Origin of the sequence: Acinetobacter sp. AS23 (assembly GCF_023612055.1) — a bacterium.
Classification (GTDB): domain Bacteria; phylum Pseudomonadota; class Gammaproteobacteria; order Pseudomonadales; family Moraxellaceae; genus Acinetobacter; species Acinetobacter oleivorans.
The window spans coordinates 1,796,658-1,816,514 of the sequence record NZ_CP082274.1 but is presented as its reverse complement, the minus strand read 5'-3'; the positions used below and the strand labels follow the sequence as shown (position 1 = coordinate 1,816,514).

General features: G+C 39.9%; 19 protein-coding genes and 1 pseudogene. 8 read left to right on the top strand and 12 right to left on the bottom strand.

Annotated elements, in window-relative coordinates; genetic code table 11:
- Window positions 1-109 precede the first annotated feature (109 nt).
- The 5 genes and pseudogenes from K6I41_RS08495 to K6I41_RS08475 form a co-directional block, all read right to left on the bottom strand.
- Window positions 110-980 (bottom strand): annotated as a pseudogene (locus K6I41_RS08495) (metal-dependent hydrolase).
- A 35-nt stretch (window positions 981-1,015) separates the two neighbouring features.
- Window positions 1,016-2,242, bottom strand: a complete 1,227-nt coding sequence (locus K6I41_RS08490) for an NADH:flavin oxidoreductase/NADH oxidase family protein (protein WP_250375630.1) — start codon at window positions 2,240-2,242, stop codon at window positions 1,016-1,018.
- Between the two features lie 24 nt (window positions 2,243-2,266).
- The gene (locus K6I41_RS08485; protein ID WP_250375629.1) at window positions 2,267-3,124 is read right to left on the bottom strand and encodes a metal-dependent hydrolase; all 858 of its coding nucleotides are present in this window, start codon (window positions 3,122-3,124) and stop codon (window positions 2,267-2,269) included.
- A gap of 13 nt (window positions 3,125-3,137) precedes the next feature.
- A complete protein-coding gene (locus tag K6I41_RS08480) occupies window positions 3,138-3,884 on the bottom strand; it encodes an acetoacetate decarboxylase family protein (protein WP_250375628.1) in 747 nt (248 codons plus the stop codon).
- The gene (locus K6I41_RS08475) at window positions 3,881-4,684 is read right to left on the bottom strand and encodes an SDR family NAD(P)-dependent oxidoreductase (RefSeq protein WP_250375627.1); all 804 of its coding nucleotides are present in this window, start codon (window positions 4,682-4,684) and stop codon (window positions 3,881-3,883) included. The genes K6I41_RS08480 and K6I41_RS08475 overlap by 4 nt, the downstream gene beginning before the upstream one ends.
- 107 nt (window positions 4,685-4,791) lie before the next feature.
- Between K6I41_RS08475 and K6I41_RS08470 the strand changes: the two genes are divergently transcribed.
- The 5 genes from K6I41_RS08470 to K6I41_RS08450 all read left to right on the top strand — a co-directional run bounded on the left by K6I41_RS08470 (window position 4,792) and on the right by K6I41_RS08450 (window position 9,759).
- A complete protein-coding gene (locus tag K6I41_RS08470) occupies window positions 4,792-5,838 on the top strand; it encodes an AraC family transcriptional regulator (protein ID WP_250375626.1) in 1,047 nt (348 codons plus the stop codon).
- Window positions 5,839-5,918: 80 nt separating this feature from the next.
- A complete protein-coding gene (locus K6I41_RS08465) occupies window positions 5,919-6,488 on the top strand; it encodes a TetR/AcrR family transcriptional regulator (protein ID WP_035366076.1) in 570 nt (189 codons plus the stop codon).
- Between the two features lie 140 nt (window positions 6,489-6,628).
- The gene (locus K6I41_RS08460; protein ID WP_250375625.1) at window positions 6,629-7,648 is read left to right on the top strand and encodes an MBL fold metallo-hydrolase; all 1,020 of its coding nucleotides are present in this window, start codon (window positions 6,629-6,631) and stop codon (window positions 7,646-7,648) included.
- 198 nt (window positions 7,649-7,846) lie between these two features.
- A complete protein-coding gene (locus K6I41_RS08455; RefSeq protein ID WP_003651943.1) occupies window positions 7,847-8,395 on the top strand; it encodes an RrF2 family transcriptional regulator in 549 nt (182 codons plus the stop codon).
- Window positions 8,396-8,553: 158 nt separating this feature from the next.
- The gene (locus K6I41_RS08450) at window positions 8,554-9,759 is read left to right on the top strand and encodes an NAD(P)/FAD-dependent oxidoreductase (protein ID WP_250375624.1); all 1,206 of its coding nucleotides are present in this window, start codon (window positions 8,554-8,556) and stop codon (window positions 9,757-9,759) included.
- A gap of 82 nt (window positions 9,760-9,841) precedes the next feature.
- Here the strand turns inward: K6I41_RS08450 and K6I41_RS08445 are convergent, their stop codons facing one another.
- Window positions 9,842-10,534 carry a type 1 glutamine amidotransferase domain-containing protein gene (locus tag K6I41_RS08445; RefSeq protein WP_250375623.1) on the bottom strand — a complete coding sequence of 231 codons (693 nt, stop codon included), beginning with the start codon at window positions 10,532-10,534 and terminating at the stop codon, window positions 9,842-9,844.
- A gap of 155 nt (window positions 10,535-10,689) precedes the next feature.
- Here K6I41_RS08445 and K6I41_RS08440 point away from each other — a divergent pair, with 155 nt between their 5' ends.
- The gene (locus tag K6I41_RS08440; RefSeq protein ID WP_199945620.1) at window positions 10,690-11,106 is read left to right on the top strand and encodes a MerR family transcriptional regulator; all 417 of its coding nucleotides are present in this window, start codon (window positions 10,690-10,692) and stop codon (window positions 11,104-11,106) included.
- A 75-nt stretch (window positions 11,107-11,181) separates the two neighbouring features.
- Window positions 11,182-11,988, top strand: coding sequence for a type 1 glutamine amidotransferase domain-containing protein (locus K6I41_RS08435; protein ID WP_250375622.1), 807 nt, complete (start codon window positions 11,182-11,184; stop codon window positions 11,986-11,988).
- Window positions 11,989-12,055: 67 nt separating this feature from the next.
- Here K6I41_RS08435 and K6I41_RS08430 read toward each other — a convergent pair whose 3' ends face one another.
- From K6I41_RS08430 to K6I41_RS08415, 4 genes are all read right to left on the bottom strand, one after another.
- The gene (locus tag K6I41_RS08430) at window positions 12,056-12,631 is read right to left on the bottom strand and encodes a dihydrofolate reductase family protein (protein ID WP_192835621.1); all 576 of its coding nucleotides are present in this window, start codon (window positions 12,629-12,631) and stop codon (window positions 12,056-12,058) included.
- A 201-nt stretch (window positions 12,632-12,832) separates the two neighbouring features.
- Window positions 12,833-13,900: a saccharopine dehydrogenase family protein gene (locus tag K6I41_RS08425; protein ID WP_250375621.1), complete on the bottom strand. Its 1,068-nt coding sequence runs from the start codon at window positions 13,898-13,900 to the stop codon at window positions 12,833-12,835.
- A 15-nt stretch (window positions 13,901-13,915) separates the two neighbouring features.
- Complete coding sequence (locus K6I41_RS08420; protein ID WP_250375620.1) at window positions 13,916-15,154, bottom strand: NADH:flavin oxidoreductase/NADH oxidase family protein; 1,239 nt, start codon at window positions 15,152-15,154, stop codon at window positions 13,916-13,918.
- 159 nt (window positions 15,155-15,313) lie between these two features.
- The gene (locus K6I41_RS08415; RefSeq protein WP_191900911.1) at window positions 15,314-16,144 is read right to left on the bottom strand and encodes an alpha/beta fold hydrolase; all 831 of its coding nucleotides are present in this window, start codon (window positions 16,142-16,144) and stop codon (window positions 15,314-15,316) included.
- Window positions 16,145-16,472: 328 nt separating this feature from the next.
- Here K6I41_RS08415 and K6I41_RS08410 point away from each other — a divergent pair, with 328 nt between their 5' ends.
- Complete coding sequence (locus K6I41_RS08410; protein ID WP_250375619.1) at window positions 16,473-17,369, top strand: acetoacetate decarboxylase family protein; 897 nt, start codon at window positions 16,473-16,475, stop codon at window positions 17,367-17,369.
- Window positions 17,370-17,498: 129 nt separating this feature from the next.
- Here the strand turns inward: K6I41_RS08410 and K6I41_RS08405 are convergent, their stop codons facing one another.
- Both K6I41_RS08405 and K6I41_RS08400 read right to left on the bottom strand, forming a co-directional pair.
- The gene (locus K6I41_RS08405) at window positions 17,499-18,116 is read right to left on the bottom strand and encodes an NIPSNAP family protein (protein ID WP_013197734.1); all 618 of its coding nucleotides are present in this window, start codon (window positions 18,114-18,116) and stop codon (window positions 17,499-17,501) included.
- Window positions 18,113-19,849 carry an FAD-dependent oxidoreductase gene (locus tag K6I41_RS08400; protein ID WP_250375618.1) on the bottom strand — a complete coding sequence of 579 codons (1,737 nt, stop codon included), beginning with the start codon at window positions 19,847-19,849 and terminating at the stop codon, window positions 18,113-18,115. The genes K6I41_RS08405 and K6I41_RS08400 overlap by 4 nt, the downstream gene beginning before the upstream one ends.
- Window positions 19,850-19,857 lie beyond the last annotated feature (8 nt).

Genomic DNA, 19,857 nt, shown 5'->3' with positions numbered 1-19,857 from the left:
GATTATATAGCCGCTCATATGGCGGCTATAGACCATGAATAAGATGAATTAAAAGGTCTTATTCATTATTTCTGAGCCTAAAAGAAGCAATATTCGTACAAGCTTTTATTTAGTTAAGTTCTTTTATTGTAGATAAAAAAGTTAAGGCTTGCTCAGTTGACCCTTCATTTAAAGGGCTGTGGTTGGGGTTAAAGTATCGCAAACATGCAAATATTATATTATCAACTTTAGGCACACGGTCTTGTCGAGCTGCTCGGAAATAATCTTTGAAACGAAAACGATGTGGTAATTGCGCATCTTGTTCTACTAGATTTTCGACAGCAACATAAGCCAAAACAATAAATAGAGGAAACGTGAAAACCGCTGCCCCCACTCGAAGTACATTACTATTGCTAAAATATCTAAACATTGCATCGGCTACTTCACGGTGCTCAACCTCTTCAGCCCCATGCCATTGCAATAAACGTAACATTTCCAAATCGACAGGTGCTTGTTGTAGCCCCTCTGCATTGAGAACCCAATCCCCCTAATACTCCAGTCAGATGCTCAGCCGCGGCCACCATTGCTAATCGGGTCGTTAGCCACATCGACTTTAAGCGTGGATGCTTCAATTCATAGCCTAATGGTTTTGGGCCAATCATGTCATTAAATATCCAATTCGTCATCTTGGTATAACGACTTAAATCAATACCCAAAGCTTCTATATGTCGCGTTCCAAGAGTGTGCCCATAACTATGAGCACCCTCTTGTTTAATGAAAGCAATTGCTGCCTCTTTAATTTTTTCATCTTTAATATAAGGCAATGCTTCTCTAAACGTCTGACAAAACCAACGCTCTGGTGCAGGTGTAATTGGGTTAATTGAATTTAATATTTGTGAAACTATGGGATCATCATAAATCCAATGATATGGGGTTTCAGTAAAATTAAATACTGGACGCCGCGGCACAATGATATGGTTTTGTCTGATTAAACTATTCATGATAATAAATCCTTATATATCAAAAGCACTTACCATTAATCCTGAGTCAAAATGTTAAAGCCCATACGTGGACCAAAAGCAATCAATGTACGTACTAAGCCCTTAATCACTTTCGGCTTTTGTCCACTACTAATACGGCGAAATTGCGAAGCATGCCAAGCGAGTTGCAAATAGGCATCTACAGGTTTGTATCCAATGGCTGGAATTTTTGCTGGTTCTAATACCGATTTTCCTGCTAACAGTTGTTTGGCTAAATCAGGCTGTACTGCAAAAGGTCGAGCCAATCCAACCAAATCGACCGTACCATTGGCAACAATATGGTTCATAAAATCTACATCGCGCAGTCCACCTGTTAACATGAGTGGTAATTTGCTTTGTTTACGAAGTGCAGTGGCATAGTCAATAAAATATGCATCACGCTGAGCAGAACAATCTGGCGCATAGCCTAACTGTGCAGGGGATTCATAATTCCCGCCTGAAATCTCTAATAGGTCGATCCCTTCTGCTTCTAAAGCTAATGCAATGTCTATCGATTCTTCCTGACTTAATCCGCCTTTTTGAAAATCGGCAGAGTTGAGTTTTACACTTAATATTTTGTCTTTGCCTATTGCAGCTCGCACAGCCTGAACTGTTTCAATGAGCATACGGCGTCGGTTTTCAGGACTACCGCCCCACTTATCTGTCCGAACATTGGCTAGAGGTGATAAAAATTGTGAGAGTAAATAGCCATGTGCTGCATGTACCTGCACGCCATCAAACCCGGCTTTAACAGCAAGCTCTGCGGTTTTAGCAAAGCGTTTAATTTGCTCTAAAATATCTGCTTCAGTCATTGCTCGTGGAATACGAATAATATTCATAGCAGGTAAATCAAGCCCGACTGCTGAGGGCGCGATCGGCTTTTTCAAAAGTGGCAAAACCGCAACACGGCCTGGGTGATTAATCTGCATAATAATTTTGCTGCCATTGGCTTGAGCAGCCTGAGCCCATAACTTATTTGCTTGCAGAAATTCTGCTGACTCTAAAACCACATTTCGTGGTTCCACAAAAGCACGATGGTCAATCATGACATTGCCGGTAATTAACAACCCTGCTCCACCTCTGGCCCAAGCTGCATAGAGTTGCTGTAAGTCAGTGGTCGGTGAACCATGCCGATCAGCAAGTTGTTCACTCATTGCAGATTTGGCAATTCGGTTTGGAATGGTAATGCCACAGGCTAACGTTAAAGGGCTTGCTAATGTGGCCTTTGGATTAGGTTTTGTCATTTTCTTTCTTCCTAAATTTAAAAATCATTCATTGAGATATATGTCTTTTAATTTCATCATTTGCTCACGGTTATCATGTTGCCAAGGGTGGAAATTTTTAGAATAAAAATCTAAGTAACTGCGACTAATTTTTCGAATCACACCTTGACCGCCAAGCAAATATTTCAAACCCACATATAGACTTTTAAAATCTCTATTTTTGCCCGAAGCCTTTAAAAGCTCTTTTGTTCCTCTGGTGGTAATTATGAGAAAAGAAAGCGTGGTTTCTAACATCACCAACCGTAAGAAATAAGGTCTATTCACTAAAGATTGGTAAACATCAAACGCCACAGCTTTATGCTCTGTTTCTTCAATGGCATGCCAAGCCCAAATTTTTCGCAAATGAACATCAAATAACTCTAAGTCTTCGGGCGCGATACTAATAAAATAGTCCGCTAAAATTGCCGTTAAATGTTCCATACATACCGTGCAAGCCAACTGATGCTCTAAAGAAAATCGTTGCTGCAACATACGGTTCATCTTTTTAAAACGTTTATAAATACGTTCAACTGGATAACCTTTTTTAAGCATGACAGCATTAAGCGCATCGTGCTCTTTGCCGTGATGAGCTTCTTGACCAATAAAAGCTCGGACTTGTTTAAGCAAAATAGGATCGCTAATTTTGTCCTGATAATTACGCACACTATAAATAAACTGCCGTTCACCATCTGGAAAAGCACTCGACAAGGCAGTAAATAACATGGTCAGCAAGGGATTATTTTTAAACCAAAACTCTGGTATTTCATCTGGAAAAGATAAGTCTAACTGGCGCACTGTAATGTCAATTGATGCGGAAATTTTAAAAAAACCTTGTGCTGGCTTTGACTCAAAAACTGCATTCATCTTTATTCTCCAGTTATAAAACGCGTGGATTAAACTGACGTAATAAAAATAACGGCGTACGTAACCGAGGTATTTGAATCGGTGGAATTAACCCTCCCGACAAATCAACGCGATGTAATCTGGCCTCTATAACTTCGACTAACCCCATATCATGTAAAGGATCGTTTGCTGTGCCTGTAAAACGTAAGTTCATTTCAACCTGACGTACTTCAACTGGATGCTCTTTCGGGGTAAATCGAACTTCACGGGGTAAACTAATTCCTAATCCACCCGTAATATTCCGATGCGGTAATCCTAAAATTGGAGGTGCATCATGAATGACTTCACCCAGCTTGGCTTCCATTTCAATGAGTGTTGTGCCTCGGCGTGAAGCTTTGCTTAAAATGCGTTTGCCATCATTTTCCCAGCTAATTTCTCCCATCTTTTTAGGGTAGCCTAACAATTCACGGCCAATAATCATGGCTCGGTCATCGTCCAAAATCATCCAAGGACAAAAGATTCCTGTTTTATTGCCTACTTTAATATGAACGAATAAACCCGCTTCATGGTAAGCGCCCGTATAGACATTTTCTGGGAAATACGCACAAAACAGATCGGCTCTGGCAGGTTTAACTAGTGTCATTCCAGATGGTAACCAGCGCGCCATTGCTTTTTCATCAATTTCAACAACAGCAGTCAAATATTGAGCATTGTGATAAAGCTTATTGCCAAGATTGGCTAAACCTACAGGCACACGTAAGTCATTAATCAACTGTTTCATGGGCTTAATCTCGAAAATACTTGTTTAAGAATGGGCAGTAAAATAATGCGTGGTGTATAACGCCCTCCAAAGGTTTGGGCCTGTGCCACAAACCCCGGAATCACAATTCGACAATTTCGATCCATGCCTTGAATCGCTTCTTTAGCTACTCGTTCTGCTGTTACCCAAACAAAATTGCCACCAACACCATCAATTTTTGTAATGCCTGCAACTTCATTAAAACCAGTTTTGGTTGGCCCTGGTGCCAGCAACGTACAACTGACACCTGTTCCTTTAAGTTCACTATGTAATGATTCGGCAAAAGAATTGGCAAACGCCTTAGTTGCTGCATAAGTTGCATTTGCTGGAGTCGGCTGATGACCAGAGGTAGACCCCACAATGAGTATTGCCCCAGCTTTTCTTTTAATCATTTGTGGCAACACAGCTAAAGTCAGATCATGAATTGCCACCGAATTAACTTCAACTTCTTCACGCTCTCGGTCTGCATCTAAGTCTTGTAGGCAACCAAAAGTCGCAAATCCAGCGTTATTACAAAGAATGGCTACTTCAATATTTTCTAAATAATCACGAAATTTAGCTCGCGCCGCCCGATCACCCAAATCACATGGATATAAATCTACGAATATTTGATATTCGGCTTTTAATTTTTCTGCGAGTGTCTCTAGTTTGTCTACACGACGAGCCACTAAAACTAAAGAATAGCCCCGTACAGCAAACTGTTTTGCTAGCTGTTCACCAATGCCTGATGAAGCGCCAGTAATCACAACTCGAGAGGAAGCTTGTGGAATAGGTAAGCTCATAATTGATGCTCAAAATATAGTAAATTGATTATTCCGAACTTTTAACTTGAGCGTGAGATGTGGATCAGACATACTGATAATCATTTTCGGCCATAATAAAAAACAATATGAAAGATCCTTATGGGCTTTCCAAAGCCAGCATTCCTATTTCTTATGCGCATTTGTTACTAGAAATCATGGTCGACAAAGGATTTTCTGCGCTTGAAATTTTGAAGAAAAGTAAAATTCCCTTAAACCTTTTAGATCAACTAGATGCGCGAATTACTCCTGTGCAGTGGTCTAAACTGGCATGGGAAAGCTTGTTATTGTCGAAAGATTCTGGCTTGGGATATGAATATGGGCTAAAACTGCGTTTAACTGCTCATGGCCCGATGGGATATGCCTTAATGAGTAGCCCAAACTTACATCAGGCTCTCGATGTTTCAACGCAATTCTTTAACATGCGATTAAAAGATTACCGCATTGCTCTGCTAGACGATCATGAATTTTCTATTATTGAAATTAAAGAAACTCATCCTGTTGTCAGCAATCAGCCCACGCAAGTGGAAAAGCTTAGACGTTTTTTTTATGAATGTTTGATGATTGGGGTGATTCAAGCTGGTCAATTTTTGATAGAGCATGACTTTACTGAAATTGAGTTATGGGTGGATTGGTCAGAACCTACCTATCACAAAGCCTATCAGCATTTATTGCCACCTATTCGATTTAACCAAGCAACTAATCAAATTCGATATAAAAAACAGCTTCTAGATTTACCCATTAAAATGGCAGATCCGATTGCCTTTAAACAAGCTCTGGCGCAGTGTGAAGCTGAACAAATCCGTTTTTCAGAGCAAATTAAAGATATATGCCTGACCGTAAAGGCCGAACTAAACTTAAAACCACAGGTGGGTTATCCCTCATTTGATGAAATTGCGACTCGCTTAAACATGTCTAGTCGAACATTACGGCGCCATTTGAACCAAGTCGGTTCTTCATATCTGCAACTGCTTGAAGAAGCTCAACAAAAAGAAGCTGAACATTTGTTACTTCATAGTGATATGGATATACAAGAAATTGCGCTTTATCTGGGCTATATACAACCTACAAATTTCACACGAGCTTTTAAGAAATGGACAGGTCAAACACCCATTACATTTAGAACGAATCAATAATGTAGATCTAACAAAATATATCTTGCTGTCTTGCTATTTTTATGTATGATTGAGTAATCACTCAATTAATGTGTTTATATATGGCTCGTCCACGCAGTGAAGATAAACGTAATGCAATTTTAAGTGCTGCTATTGAAACATTAGCAGAGCTTGGTGAACGTGCGTCTACCTCAAAAATTGCAAAAGTCGCTGGTGTAGCAGAAGGTACTTTATTTACCTATTTTAGCAATAAAGAAGAATTGCTCAATCAGTTATATCTTTCACTAAAGGCTGAACTACGTCAGGTCATGATGCTTGGTTACCCTGCTGATTCTGACCTACAAACACAAATGTCACATATTTGGCAAAGCTATTTGGACTGGAGTTTAGAAGCTCCTCTTAAACGAAAAGTCATGGCACAGCTTTCGACTTCGGAACAAATTACTGAGCAAAGCAAACAAATTGGTATGCAAACCTTTTGTGACCTCACCCAAAACATTCAAGAACGTATTAACGATGGCAAATTAAGAGATTATCCACCGTTATTTATTGCTTCAATTTTAGGTGCGCTTGCAGAAGTTACACTTAATTTTATTGCCCAAGACCCTTCTCAAACCGAACTTTATCGTAAATCTGGTTTTGAAGCGTTTTGGCATGCAGTTTCAATTTAGATAAAAGTTAAGGATGCGCGGCGTCCTTATTTTTAAACGAATTAATGAGTGAGCAAATACTCATTTAAATAAATCAAAATAAGCACTTAGCCCAAGTTCTTATTTGCACATATAGGTTTGTTCCAATAAGGAAAAACAAGATGACTATTTCAAACACAACAGACTTGCCTTCTCCTTTAATGCCATCTCAACAACACAATGGCAAATTTAGAAATACACGTCCAAACCAACACAAGCCTTCTTTTGGTAAAACGCTCCAGCTCATGTGGAAGTTTTTATTTAATAAACCAAAAGATACCGTTCCAAACAGAGAAATTCCTGTTTTAAGTTTGTCGAAAGAACAGTTATTAAGTGCGCCCGATCGCTCTCTATTTCGTTTGGGCCACTCAACCATCTTGTTAAAACTGCAAAATGAATTTTGGTTAACCGACCCAGTTTTTTCAGAGCGTGCATCACCTTTTCAGTGGCTTGGACCAAAACGTTTCCACCAGCCACCGATTAGCATTGCCGACTTACCACCCATTAAAGGCGTGATTTTGTCGCATAACCACTACGACCATCTCGACTATCATGCGGTTATGCAACTTAACGATAAAGTTGAGCATTTCTTAACACCGCTTGGTGTCGGTGACACACTCATTAAATGGGGAATTCCAGCAGAAAAAGTTCAACAACTTAATTGGTGGGATACTACCAATGTGGATGGACTAAAATTGGTGGCTACCCCTGCTCATCATTTTTCAGGCCGTGGTATGGGCGATAGCAATGCGACGCTTTGGGCCTCGTGGGTGATTATTGATAATGACTTACGTGTATTTTTTAGCGGTGACACAGGCTATTTCGATGGGTTTAAAGAGATTGGACATCGTTATGGCCCATTTGATCTGACCATGTTAGAAACTGGTGCTTACGACCCCGAATGGCCTGATGTTCACATGCAACCAGAGCAAACTTTACAAGCACATATCGATTTAAAAGGTCGTCATTTATTACCTGTACACAACGGTACTTTTGATTTGGCGCTTCATGCTTGGGATGACCCATTCGAACGTATTGTCGGTTTAGCTAAAGAAAATGCGTTAGCGATTAGCACACCGCAAATGGGAGAACTATTAAACTTAAATGAACCAAATGTCGAAAATTATTGGTGGCGTTCGTAAGTTTTTCGATATTTTTCTAAATTATTTATATCCTTCAATTTTACTTTAAAGGTATTTAAATTCAGTTATATATCCTCCACTTCTGCCATCCATCCCACTCCAAAATAAAACTAGGACTAACTTTGTCTTAGTTTTATTATTGACTAAAAACGCAGACTGCATTAGTCTGTGTTTGTAGTTGATCAATTATGAAATTAAATGGCTTATATCACTAGTAGCGTCGAGTATGCGATTCACTGTCTTCTTTTTCTTGTGAACAATGAAGATAAACCTTTGAGTAGTAAGGATCTTGCCGAATTACAAGGAGTCTCTCCAAGTTTTATGGCCAAGATTTTTCCTAAACTTGAAAAGGCAGGTCTCGTTATTGCTCAAGAAGGTGTTCGTGGTGGGTATTTACTTGCTCGATCTGCTCATGAAATCAGTTTTTTAGATATTGTGAATGCAATCGAAGGTGAAAAACCACTTTTTGAGTGCCAAGAAGTTCGTGGTAAATGTGCAGTCTTTAATCATGCTCCACCAGACTGGGCAACCAGCGGTGTGTGTGCAGTACATGCCGTCATGCTACAGGCCGAAAAAGCCATGCGAGACGCTTTAGGTGCTCATACCCTTGGTGATATTGCTGACCGTTTTGGCCGTTATGCACCCGACGTATTTTTTAGTGATGTAAATGGCTGGATCAATGAACGCATCGAAGGAAGAACAGCAAAAATGCGGAAAAACAAAATCTCACGGGATACCCCCGACTAATGAGCTGAAAGGGTCTCAAACACTAGAGTAATAACACCCCCTAATCGTTTTAAACGCCTTCTCAGATTTTTCGGACAATCAGGGAAAGGATTCGCTCACCCTAAATTTTGTGATGAGTTGGAATGTGTTGTCCGAAAATCTATCAAAAGGATAATCAAATGAGTAAGCGTATTATTATTGCTGGTTCTGGCTTTGCTGGTTTATGGGCTGCACTTGCTGCACAAAGAGCAATTCATTTAGCGTCGCAAGAACAAAATATTGAAGTAGTGATGGTTTCCCCTAGCCCGAATGTTGGTATTCGCCCTCGTCTTTATGAAGCTGTACTAGAAAACATGAACCCTGATATTTCAGAGTTACTAGGCGTGGTTGGGGTTAAATATCTAGCAGGTTGGGTAAATCAAATTGATGGCAACCAACAGACAATCGAAGTTTCAACCACCGATGGCAACAAACAAACCTTAAGCTATGACCGTTTTATTCTGGCAACCGGAAGTACTACGTTTATGCCCCCGATACCGGGCCTTACCGAATATGGCTTCAGCGTAAGCACACTAGAAGATGCTGAAAAACTAGACCAACATCTTAAAAACTTAGCTAATAAACCTGCAAATGCAGCGCGTAACACCGTGGTCGTTGCAGGTGGTGGGCTTACGGGGCTAGAAACCGTTACCGAAATGCCTGAACGTCTGCGTAGCATTTTAGGCGAAACTGATATACGTGTTGTTTTAGTAGACTCATCTATAGAAATTGGTGCAGCAATGGGTGACCAAGCTGCTACAGTTATTCGAGAAGCTCTTAACGAGCTTGGTGTGGAAGGTAAAGCTGGGCTACGCGTTACTGCACTTGATGCATCAGGGGTAACGCTTTCAAACGGCGAAAGAATTGAAACAGAAACCGTGATTTGGACTGCTGGCATGAGAGCTAACTCGCTCACCTCTCAAATTGCTGGTGAAAAAGATAATTTAGGACGTATTTTAGGTGATGCTTATTTACATGCACCTGAAGCAAAAAATGTTTTTGTGACTGGCGACACTGTAAAAGTTCCAACCGATGATTTAGGTAACTTTAACGTGATGTCTTGCCAACATGCCATGAGTCTAGGTCGTGTAGCGGGTTACAACGCTGCGGCAGAACTAGTTGATTTACCACTTCATCCATACAGTCAACCGAAGTATGTGACCTGTGTTGACTTAGGTCCTTGGGGCGCACTTTATAGCGAAGGTTGGGATCGCCAAGTTCAATTTGTGCGTGATGAAGCTAAAAAAATTAAACAAGAAATTAATACCGTCTGGATTTATCCACCAGCCGCAGATCGCGAAGCAGTTTTTGCAATAGCAAACCCTGATTTTGTGATTGTTCCTTAAAAATTAGCCGTGCTAGATCCCAGCCGACAAGCAAAACCGTCACTGGTTTTGCTTGTCGGATTTATGTTTGAATCATTAACAATTACGACTTTTCTAGCTCTTCTATTATCGCTAAAGCCGTCTTTCTAGCTGAAAATGGGTTTTGACCAGTAATTAACTTGCCGTCTTGAACTACATATGGTGCAAAGGGAATAAAAGCTTTTTCATAATGAGCGCCGTATTCTTTCGCTAACTCTTCGGCATTGTACGGCACTTTTTTTGCCACTCCGGCCAAAACCTCTTCACTCCAAGCAAAGCCTGTTAACTTCTTATCTTTTATCAGTCGCTCACCATTTGAAAGTCGTACATTAAGTAACCCACAGTAGCCATGACAAACACTTGAAACAATGCCGCCTTTTTCATAAATGTTTTTGGTAATTTCTTGGAGCTCTGGGTTATCTAAAAAATCCCACATCACCCCGTGACCACCTGTGTAGTAAATCACGTCATAATCTTCCCAATTAATATCTGAAGGCTTAAAGGTATTCGCCAGTAGCGTAATAAAGGCTTGATCTTTTTCTCGGTCTTTAACAGACTTATCTGCAACTAACGGTACAAGCGATTTAGGTTCAATTGGAGTTTTACCGCCATTTGGGCTAACAATATCTTGTATGTAACCTTGCTTTTCAAATTCATCATAGGCATGGGTGAGTTCGCCTAACCATAGCCCTGTTGGTTCATCTACATCCTTATAGCGTGAAACATTGGTGACGACGTGTAATATACGTTTAGACATTTTCTCACCTCATTTTTCATATTTATAATTCTATTCTTTCCTCTATCAAAGCATAGAAAGTTGTTACTGAAAGTGTGTGCTTGGTAAAGTTATGAACCTTGCTTTTACAACACTATAAGTCTAAAGTTAACTTGAATGTCAATAGAGTCTATGCCATGAATATTAGCGAGTTATCGAAACTAAGCGGCTTAAGCACCCCTACAATTCGTTACTATGAGCAAATCAAACTCTTACCTAAAGCAAAAAGAAAATCGAATGGTTATCGTGAATACACCGATAACGATTTGAAGCAACTTTCTCTTATCCAACAAGCCCAGCAAGTTGGGTTTTCTTTAGCAGAAATTAAAGGTTTTTTGCCTTCAAAAGTTGCCACTTGGAACCATGATGCCCTTATTCAAACAATTGAATTAAAAATTCAAGAAATAGAGCTTTTAGAACAAAAACTCAAGGTGAGTAAGCAAAACTTACGTACCATGATTGATGCGATCAACAACAAACCCGATGAAATTACCTGCGAGCAAAATGCAGAACGCCTCATGAATCTCTATTTCGACAAAGCAAAAACACCGTAATTTCTTCGAGACCTATTGACCTTAAAGTATGCTTTAAACATACGATTGGCTACAGGTAATGAATGAGGACCTGTCATGTTTAAAGTTTGGAATTTTCAGCGTTGGTTAACCATTATTTTTGCCATTTTTTTGACTACAAACGTGGTACACGCTGCAGAGTCAGATAAAGCTCAAAGCCTTACCAAAGCAAATGGAAAAATTTTAGTCGTAATGACCAATCACTCGGCTTATCCTTCCCGTTCGGATAAAACAGGACTTTGGCTGACTGAACTCACTCATTTTTACGATGTCGCTTTGGCTGCGGGTTATGAAATGGATTTTGTAAGTCCTTTAGGTGGCGAAGTTCCACTAGATGAACGTAGTTTAAAGTCTATTTACCTAGATGAATCTGCTCGTCAGCATTTAGCCGACCCAGCATTTATGCAGCGGTTAAAAACAACATTAGCTCCGAACGCGATTAATCCTACCCAGTACAAAGCCATTTACTATACGGGTGGACACGGCACCATGTGGGATTTCCCAAACAATAAAGCTTTGCAAAACATTAGCGAACAGATCTATCGCCAAGGTGGAGTCGTTTCAGCGGTCTGTCACGGCGTAGGTGGTTTATTACCTTTGCAGGATGAAAATGGCAAACCGTTAATTACAGGTAGAACTGTTACGGGTTTTGCAAATATAGAAGAAACACTTTCTGGTATTAAATCTCAAGTTCCATTTTCTTTACAAAATGGACTCATTGAACGTGGTGCAAAATATAAAGAAGCATTTATTCCGTTTACCTCATATGTGGTTTCAGACGACAGATTAATTACTGGACAAAACCCACAGTCGAGTAAAGAAATTGCTGAAGCAGTTGTTAAGCGTTTAAGCAGCATGCAATAAAGCTAAAAAGACGAATTATAGACCAGCGCTGTAATTCGTCTTTTCCATACAAATATTATAGAAAAAACTAACCAATCTTTTGATAGTGAAGCCCGATGGCGCCAGAAGCAAACGTTTTATTTTCAATAAGTTTAAGATTGGTCTTTTGCTGAATGCCTTGAAACAGTGGCAAGCCACTACCAATCAGCACCGGTGAAACTGTAATTTTATATTCATCAATTAAATCAAGTTGCATCAGGTAGTGCGCGAATCGTGGGCTTCCCAGAATCACCATATCCTTGCCTGATTGCTGTTTCAGCTTATTAATTTCTTCTTCAACATGGTCTTTTACAAGGCGGGAATTATTCCATTCAACTGTATCTAAAGTAGTTGAAAAAACGATTTTTTCGGTCTTTTCAATCCATTCAGCATGGTTGCGTTCATGCTCTGAAGCTTCTGGATTTGAAAGCATGGTTGGCCAGTAATTATACATCATTTGGTAAGTCGCACGTCCCCAAATCACCGTATCGGCAGTGCTCAAAACTTCTTTTGCATGGTTTGCTAAATCGGCATCGTAAGCAATCCAACCTATGTCCATTGCCCCATTTGGACCTTCGACAAAACTGTCAAGCGATGCATGTAGAAATAGTATGAGTTTTCTCATTATTCTCATTCCTTTGTTATGAAAAATATTTATCGCTTTTTAGTATATTCAATTTGAATTATTTCTTATGGAGTGTTTTGTTTTCTGTTTTTCTTTTTATCCATATTAAGCCGTATTTACTTGAAATATTTAAAAATAACCCGAACAAGAATAACTCCTTATTCGGGACTATTTATAAACATGCTGTTTTGATAAAAGCTTTTAATTAATGACCAGCGGACCAGAACCCGGCAGCTCAGTCACTAGCTTATAACCCATCAGTTTTGCTGGCGTATATGTACCGCCTTTCACGGTATTTTTGAGTAAATAATTCACCACAGTCAGTGAGCCATTTACGGTAAGGCTATACGCATTTTCTGTTTGGATACGGGCAGTTTTAATTTCCCCACGTGAATTTCTGGCTTCACCCCAAACATAAGTAGGTACTTTTGCGCGAAGTTCCTCATTTGGCCCCACAACCGTTTTTTCAATACGAGACTTAATAAACTTCTGCACAGCATTAATTTTTAATACTGGGCGTAAATAGTTCATCATTTTCGCACCAAAAATCATTTTAGGGAATGCAGGTACAAACACTTCAATGTTTGGAATACCTGTTGTATAGAATGCAGTAGATACGTCTCCCCATGGAACACTCATGGCACTTTTTTTACCGTCACCAAAATCAATAGTCCGAACATAATGTGCTAATGGAACGGTGGTAATTTTTCCGTTTTTACGAATTTTTCCGCCTTCGGCCATGCCTTCTGTACTTGTTTTAGCAGTACCCGGTGAAAAACCTGTTCTAGAGTCAAAACCAAGTGCTAAATGAGTCGCATCTGGCAATGCTTCTTTGAGGGCAGCGGCAACACAATCTGTCGGAATCACATCGAAACCAACACCCGGACAAAGCACAATATCGGCTTTTTCAGCTTGGCTGTTAAGTGACTGTGCCAATTCAAATACAGCGATTTCACCCGTAATATCTAAATAGTGAGCGCCGGCATTTATACAAGCTTCCATCATGGGTTTTGATGTTGCTGAAAATGGCCCTGCACAGAGCATGACCAGTTTAAAGCCCTGAAGTTGCTCACTGATCGCATTTACGTTATCAAGCCCAAAAGCTTTATAGTCGAGCCCCAACTCTTGAGCTAATGTTTCAACCTTAGCTTTGTTACGACCAGCCAAAGTTGGTTTTATACCTTGGCGTACAGCTTCACGAGCGATTAACTCACCGGTGTAGCCATTTGCTCCATAAATTATCCAGTTTGAATCGTTAGGATTTGTCATAACACAACTCACTTATTAAGAAGCAAATGTATAGTCACGCATGCCTTTTTTGTATTGGCGGGTACGGCATGACATAGCTGATTGTTGCAAAATTAAAGCCCAAGCTGGTGAAACATTTGGTTTTGTTTTTTTACCAGCGCTTAAATTACGTAACTGGAATTTGACCACAGCCATATTGGCAAGTGAAGCGAATGTTTTATTTTCCCATGTAATTGGCTTGAGTTCAGGTGAAACATTTTTGCCTTGTTTCCAAGCATTTGGCAAATTAGGTTCAATCGCTAAAGCTGTGGCAATACCGACCATATCTACACCACTTTCAACCACTTTCTCTGCCACTTGTTTACGGCGTATGCCACCTGTGACCATAACAGGCATTTTGGCAACTTTACGAATTTCTTGCGCAAATTCTAAAAAGTAAGCTTCGCGAGCAAGTGTACGGCCATCACGTGCTTGGCCTTGCATTGCAGGCGCTTCATAGCTACCACCTGAAAGTTCAACCAAATCGACTGCATGCTCATTTAACATTTTAACCACCTGCTGAGCATCTTCAGCGCTAAAACCGCCACGCTGGAAATCGGCTGAATTTAGTTTCACTGCAACGGTAAACTCTGGCGAAACCACTTTACGGACCGCTTCAACAATCTCAATTAAAATACGAGCGCGGTTTTCTAAAGAACCACCCCAACGATCTTGGCGTTTATTGCTCAGTGGTGAAAGAAACTGGCTTAATAAATATCCATGCGCTGCATGAATTTCCACACCAGTAAATCCTGCTTTTTCACCTAAACGTGCCGTGTTTGCAAAACGCTGAATCACTTCTGCAATCATAGATTCAGTCATTTCAATTGGTGTATTAAAGCGATTTGACATTTTGCCAAGATCTAGTGAAATAGCTGATGGCGCCCAAGTCTGCTGACCTAGGTTAGCTTGCATTTGTCGACCCGGATGGTTAATTTGAAGCCAAATTTGAGCGCCTTTTGAACGACCAATTTGTGCCCATTTTTTAAAAGTATCCAGATGCTTTTCATCTTCAAGCACTACGCCGCCCGGTCCAGTCATCGCTCGGCGGTCTACCATCACATTTCCAGTAATGATTAGACCGACACCACCATTTGCCCAAGTTTGATATAAATGCATTAATTCTTCTGATGGTGCATGGTTTAAATCGGCCATGTTTTCTTCCATTGCTGCTTTAGCAATACGGTTCGGAACATATGAGCCATTTGGGAATACTAATTTTTCGAACACTTTCATTGGAATGACCTCATTCAGTATGGCTTTACTTTAAGATTAAAGCTAACTTTAATGTCAATACCTTTTAGCATTTTTATATTTATTACTTTCAATTTCATTTACTTATAAATTAAAAAGAGGCACTTAACAGGCCTCTTTTTTAAAGTTTAAAGCTTTAAATTATTCACGAATAAACGCCAACAAGTCAGCATTAATCACTTCATGGTTTACAGTTAACATGCCGTGCGAAAAACCTGGGTAGATTTTGAGTTGGCTATTTGGGAGTAACTCAGCAGATTTCACACCAGAAGTTTTATAAGGCACAATCTGGTCGTCATCGCCATGCAACACCAAAACAGGAATGGTGATTTTCTTTAAATCTTCGGTGAAGTCAGTTTGTGAGAACGCCACAATACCATCGTAATGTGCTTTTGCACTGCCCGTCATACCCTGACGCCACCAGTTAGCAATGATACCTTCAGATGGCTTCGCATCTGGTCGGTTAAAACCATAGAACGGGCCAGATGGAAGGTCTCGGAAAAATTGCGCACGGTTGGTGAGAACTTGATTTTGCAGGTCATCAAAGACTTCTTTTGGTAAACCTTCAGGATTATTTTCAGTTTTAACCATTAGGGGTGGAACTGCACTGACAAGAACAGCTTTTGCAACGTTTTCTTGACCATGACGCGCAATATAGTGAGCAACTTCACCGCCACCTGTCGAGTGGCCAATATGAATTGCATTTTTAATATTCAGATGTTTAACCACTTCTGCCACATCATCTGCGTAGTGGTCCATATCGTGACCATCCCACACCTGACTTGAACGTCCATGGCCACGGCGGTCATGAGCAACTACACGAAAACCTTCTTTAAGGAAAAAAAGTAACTGTGTGTCCCAATCATCTGAACTTAAAGGCCAACCATGATGAAAAAATAAAACTTGGGCATCGCGTGGTCCCCAATCTTTATAGAAAATTTCTACGCCATCTTTTGTGGTTACATATCCCATCTTTGTTCTCCTGGTGAAAAACTGCTTGTTGATTCGTTATAAAGATTTGAATATTTATACTAATCTTAAAGTTAACTTTAAGGTCAACTATCTTAATCATCTTTTAAAAATAAAATTTATATGAAGACGCTCATCAAGTTTGTATCTTTTTAAACTTTAATTGTTTTTATTTTATTTCTTTTAAATGTCAAGGATTTGATATGTCAAAATTAAAGCCTTGACTTTAAAGTTAGCTTTAAACTTATAGTGACCACATTGGCTATTAATTAATACGTCTTGTTAAAGACAACGGTAGCTACTCGGTCAATTAATGTAAAGGTGAACTCCAATGAATATAAAACAACAATTTACTGAGGTTGAATTCGGGCAACAAAAAGTCAAAGTACCGAAAGGTGGTTATTATGACCGCTTTAGAATGAATCCTGACCTAGATGAAGTGGCTCAAGATCCAGCTGCTGGCAATATTAGCTTTTTCCGTCATATTCCTAAAAAAATTGTGGAATCGAGAGTAGGTCCTGTTTGGGCACCCAACTTTTATTATCGTAGTGCAAATGTTCAGTTGTTAATGCTTGCTCCGATTAAGCAAATTAAAGCAAAACTTCCCGCTGCTTTAACGCCATTACAACCATTTCCGGGCTATGGTTTGGTCGCCGTCACATTTTTTACCTATTCAGTTTGTGACAATGACCCTTATAACGAAGTGTCGATTGCGATTGTTGTCCGTAAGCCTAATGCTCGTGGGCCACACATCGCAGAGTTAATGAAATCGATGCGTCAACGTCATTTTTATGCACATGTTTTAGCTTTGCCAGTTGATACTGAAATCGCCAGAGTGCGTGGTGTATATGGTTACCAACTACCAAAATGGTTAACTAAAATTGATGTCGAGATTAACTCAAAAGAAGTGCAAGCCAATATTTTTGATGTTAATGGAAAATTAGATTTAAGTTTAAAAACTGCTGTTCTTACTTTAAAAAGTGTCGATTCTGAAACACATATTAATAAAGCAACTATGCTACATGTAGTCGATGGAAAATGGCACCAGACAGAGGTTCAGTCCAACATTCTTTCTTTTGCGCAAAAGCTTTTTCCAAAGAAAGTACAACTAGTGAAAAATGAAGGCCCTTTAACTAAGTTGCTAAATGAACTTGGCGCTTCAAAAATTTTACGCTTAGATGTTATTGAGGATGCTCAGGTGGTGCTTAATTTGCCAGTTAAAATTTAGTAATGCTTTATTCAATAAGATTTGAGTAGTTAAACTAGATATATAAACCTATTTCTTGCTTGTATTTTCTATATTTAAAAGCCTACTAAGTAAATAGTAGGCTAGTTTTCAATACATTATTACCAAATTTTATTTCAGTGGCGATACTGAAGTTGGTAGTGCAATCATTGACTTCATTGCATGAGTTAACCACTGTGGACCACCTTTTGGTGGCCAAATGCCATCTGCCACTGATTTGGCACGAACTTCCGAACGCTCATTCAATGACGCATATGGCCAAATACTTACAATACGAGGTGTGCCATCAAGAGCATACATCGCTATTGTTAATTTTGAGTATTGAGTCCGAATTGGCACTGCATTTTTCCATGCTTCAAGGACATGAGGGACACCACCATGTTTCAACTCATAAGTGCGGATTTCATATACAGGACCAAATTCACCCACCTCAACTTCTGGTAAGAAGTCAAAACCAGCAAAATTTTCTACTGAATATCTAATAATATTTTCAGATGCACCAAACAAGTTTTCTTGTGCTGCTAAACGCGTATTTTCATCATCTAATTCTTGTTGTGAAGCATAGCTGCGTAATACAACAACTTGGTTGAGCTCGCCTATATCAGAGAAAAATACTCCAAGTAACTTACCCTTAGCTGCCTCATCTTGGTAAAAACTTTGAATACCTGCTGCAACAGTCGCAGTTGTACCCATTTTGATAGTAATGTTAATCAGTTGATAAAGCTTCATGCGGTTCTCCGTGGTTGTGTCATTTGTGTAGGTTGTTCAGTCACTTGTTTATTTAGTTTTCCTGCGGCAAATTGAGCAATTCGCCAAGCAAATACCATCCCTGGCCCTAGTGTTGTTCCTGGGCCCGGATATGTTCCTTTAAAAATTGAAGATAGGTCATTACCGCAGGCAAATAGTCCAGTAATCACCTGATTATTCTGATCAAACACTCGACCATAAATATCGCCAGCTAATCCACCACTACTCGCACAGTCCATTGGAATGACAGGTAAAGCGTAAAAGGGACCGTGCTCAAGTTTGCCCAAGCATGGATTAGGTTTGACTTCAGGATCTCCATTAAAACGATTCATCACACCACTGCCTTTACCAAAGTCTGTGTCTACACCCTGTTCAACGAGGTGATTAAAACGTTGAACTGTATTCACCAATCCTTGAGCGTTAATCCCAACCTTTTGGGCAAGCTCTTCTAGTGAATTTGCAGAGAATAAATATTTTGCTTTGAGGTAGTAATCGAGTTTTTTTGCGCCTGGCAAAACAAAACCTAACCCATATTTTTGAATCGCAGTTTGGTCGCAAATCAGGTAAGACTGAATTTTTGGTTTACCTTGATTAGTTTTGAGCTGTGCCATACAAAAGTCGTGGTAGGAATCTGACTCATTGACAAAGCGTTTGCCATCATCATTGACAGCTATTACACCTGGTTTGGCCCGGTCTAAAATAATGTGTGGCCAAATAGCTTTATAACCATTGGCATGAACATGGACGGAGCATGGGAAATACAGCACACTGCTATCCACAGATGGGTCAAGTTTTGCACCTTTTTCCATAGCTTTACTAAGCCCATCGCCCGTGTTTGAGTAAGGTGAAAGTGAGTCTGTGATTAAACCTTTTGGGAACAATTGTTGGCGTAACTTTATATTCCACCCCACACCACCAGTAGCTAAAACTACACCCTTTCTGGTACGAACGACTTTTACGCCTTGTTCGGTTTCAATTTTGGCTCCCACCACTTTGCCTTTTTCGACTAATAATTCTTGCAGTGGTGCATTGAACCAAACAGGAACATGTTTTTGTTTAAGGTTATAAAATAAGCTACCTACCAAAGCATTACCCATAACAAGCCGTGTACCCCGATTAAAGCGTAGACGTGACAGCAAATAAGGCACCACAACTTTTAAGGTAGTCATAAAGTTCTGAAAGCTTTGTAAAGGATTTAACAATGCATTTAATTCAGTACGATTGACCATCATGCCGCCTAAGCCCATAAATTCCGATCGTGGGGGACGTACATATTTAAAGTCAGCACCTAAAACACTTGCATCAAACTCAGCAGGTGCAAGTGCACGACCACCAAATGCTTCACCTGGTTGATTTTTCACATAATCGGGGTGTGCTAAACAAGCGTTAAGCTTAACTGTAGTTTTCTCATCTAAATCACGGACCATATCCGCACATGAAGCTAGAAATGCTTCACGAAGTTCTTCACCACCACGTTCACCAACGACAGATTTAAGAAAAATTCGAGCTTGCTCAATATCATCAGGAACGCCTGCTTGAACACTTAAATGTGAGCCTGGTGCCCAAATCGTTCCACCTGATGTTGCTGAAGTGCCACCTACTTGTGAAGCCTTTTCGCAAAGTAAGACATCTAATCCATTAAGCTTGGCAAAAAGTGCTGCGGACATGCCTGCTGCCCCACCGCCAATAACCAATAAATCAACTTCTTTATCCATGTTCAATT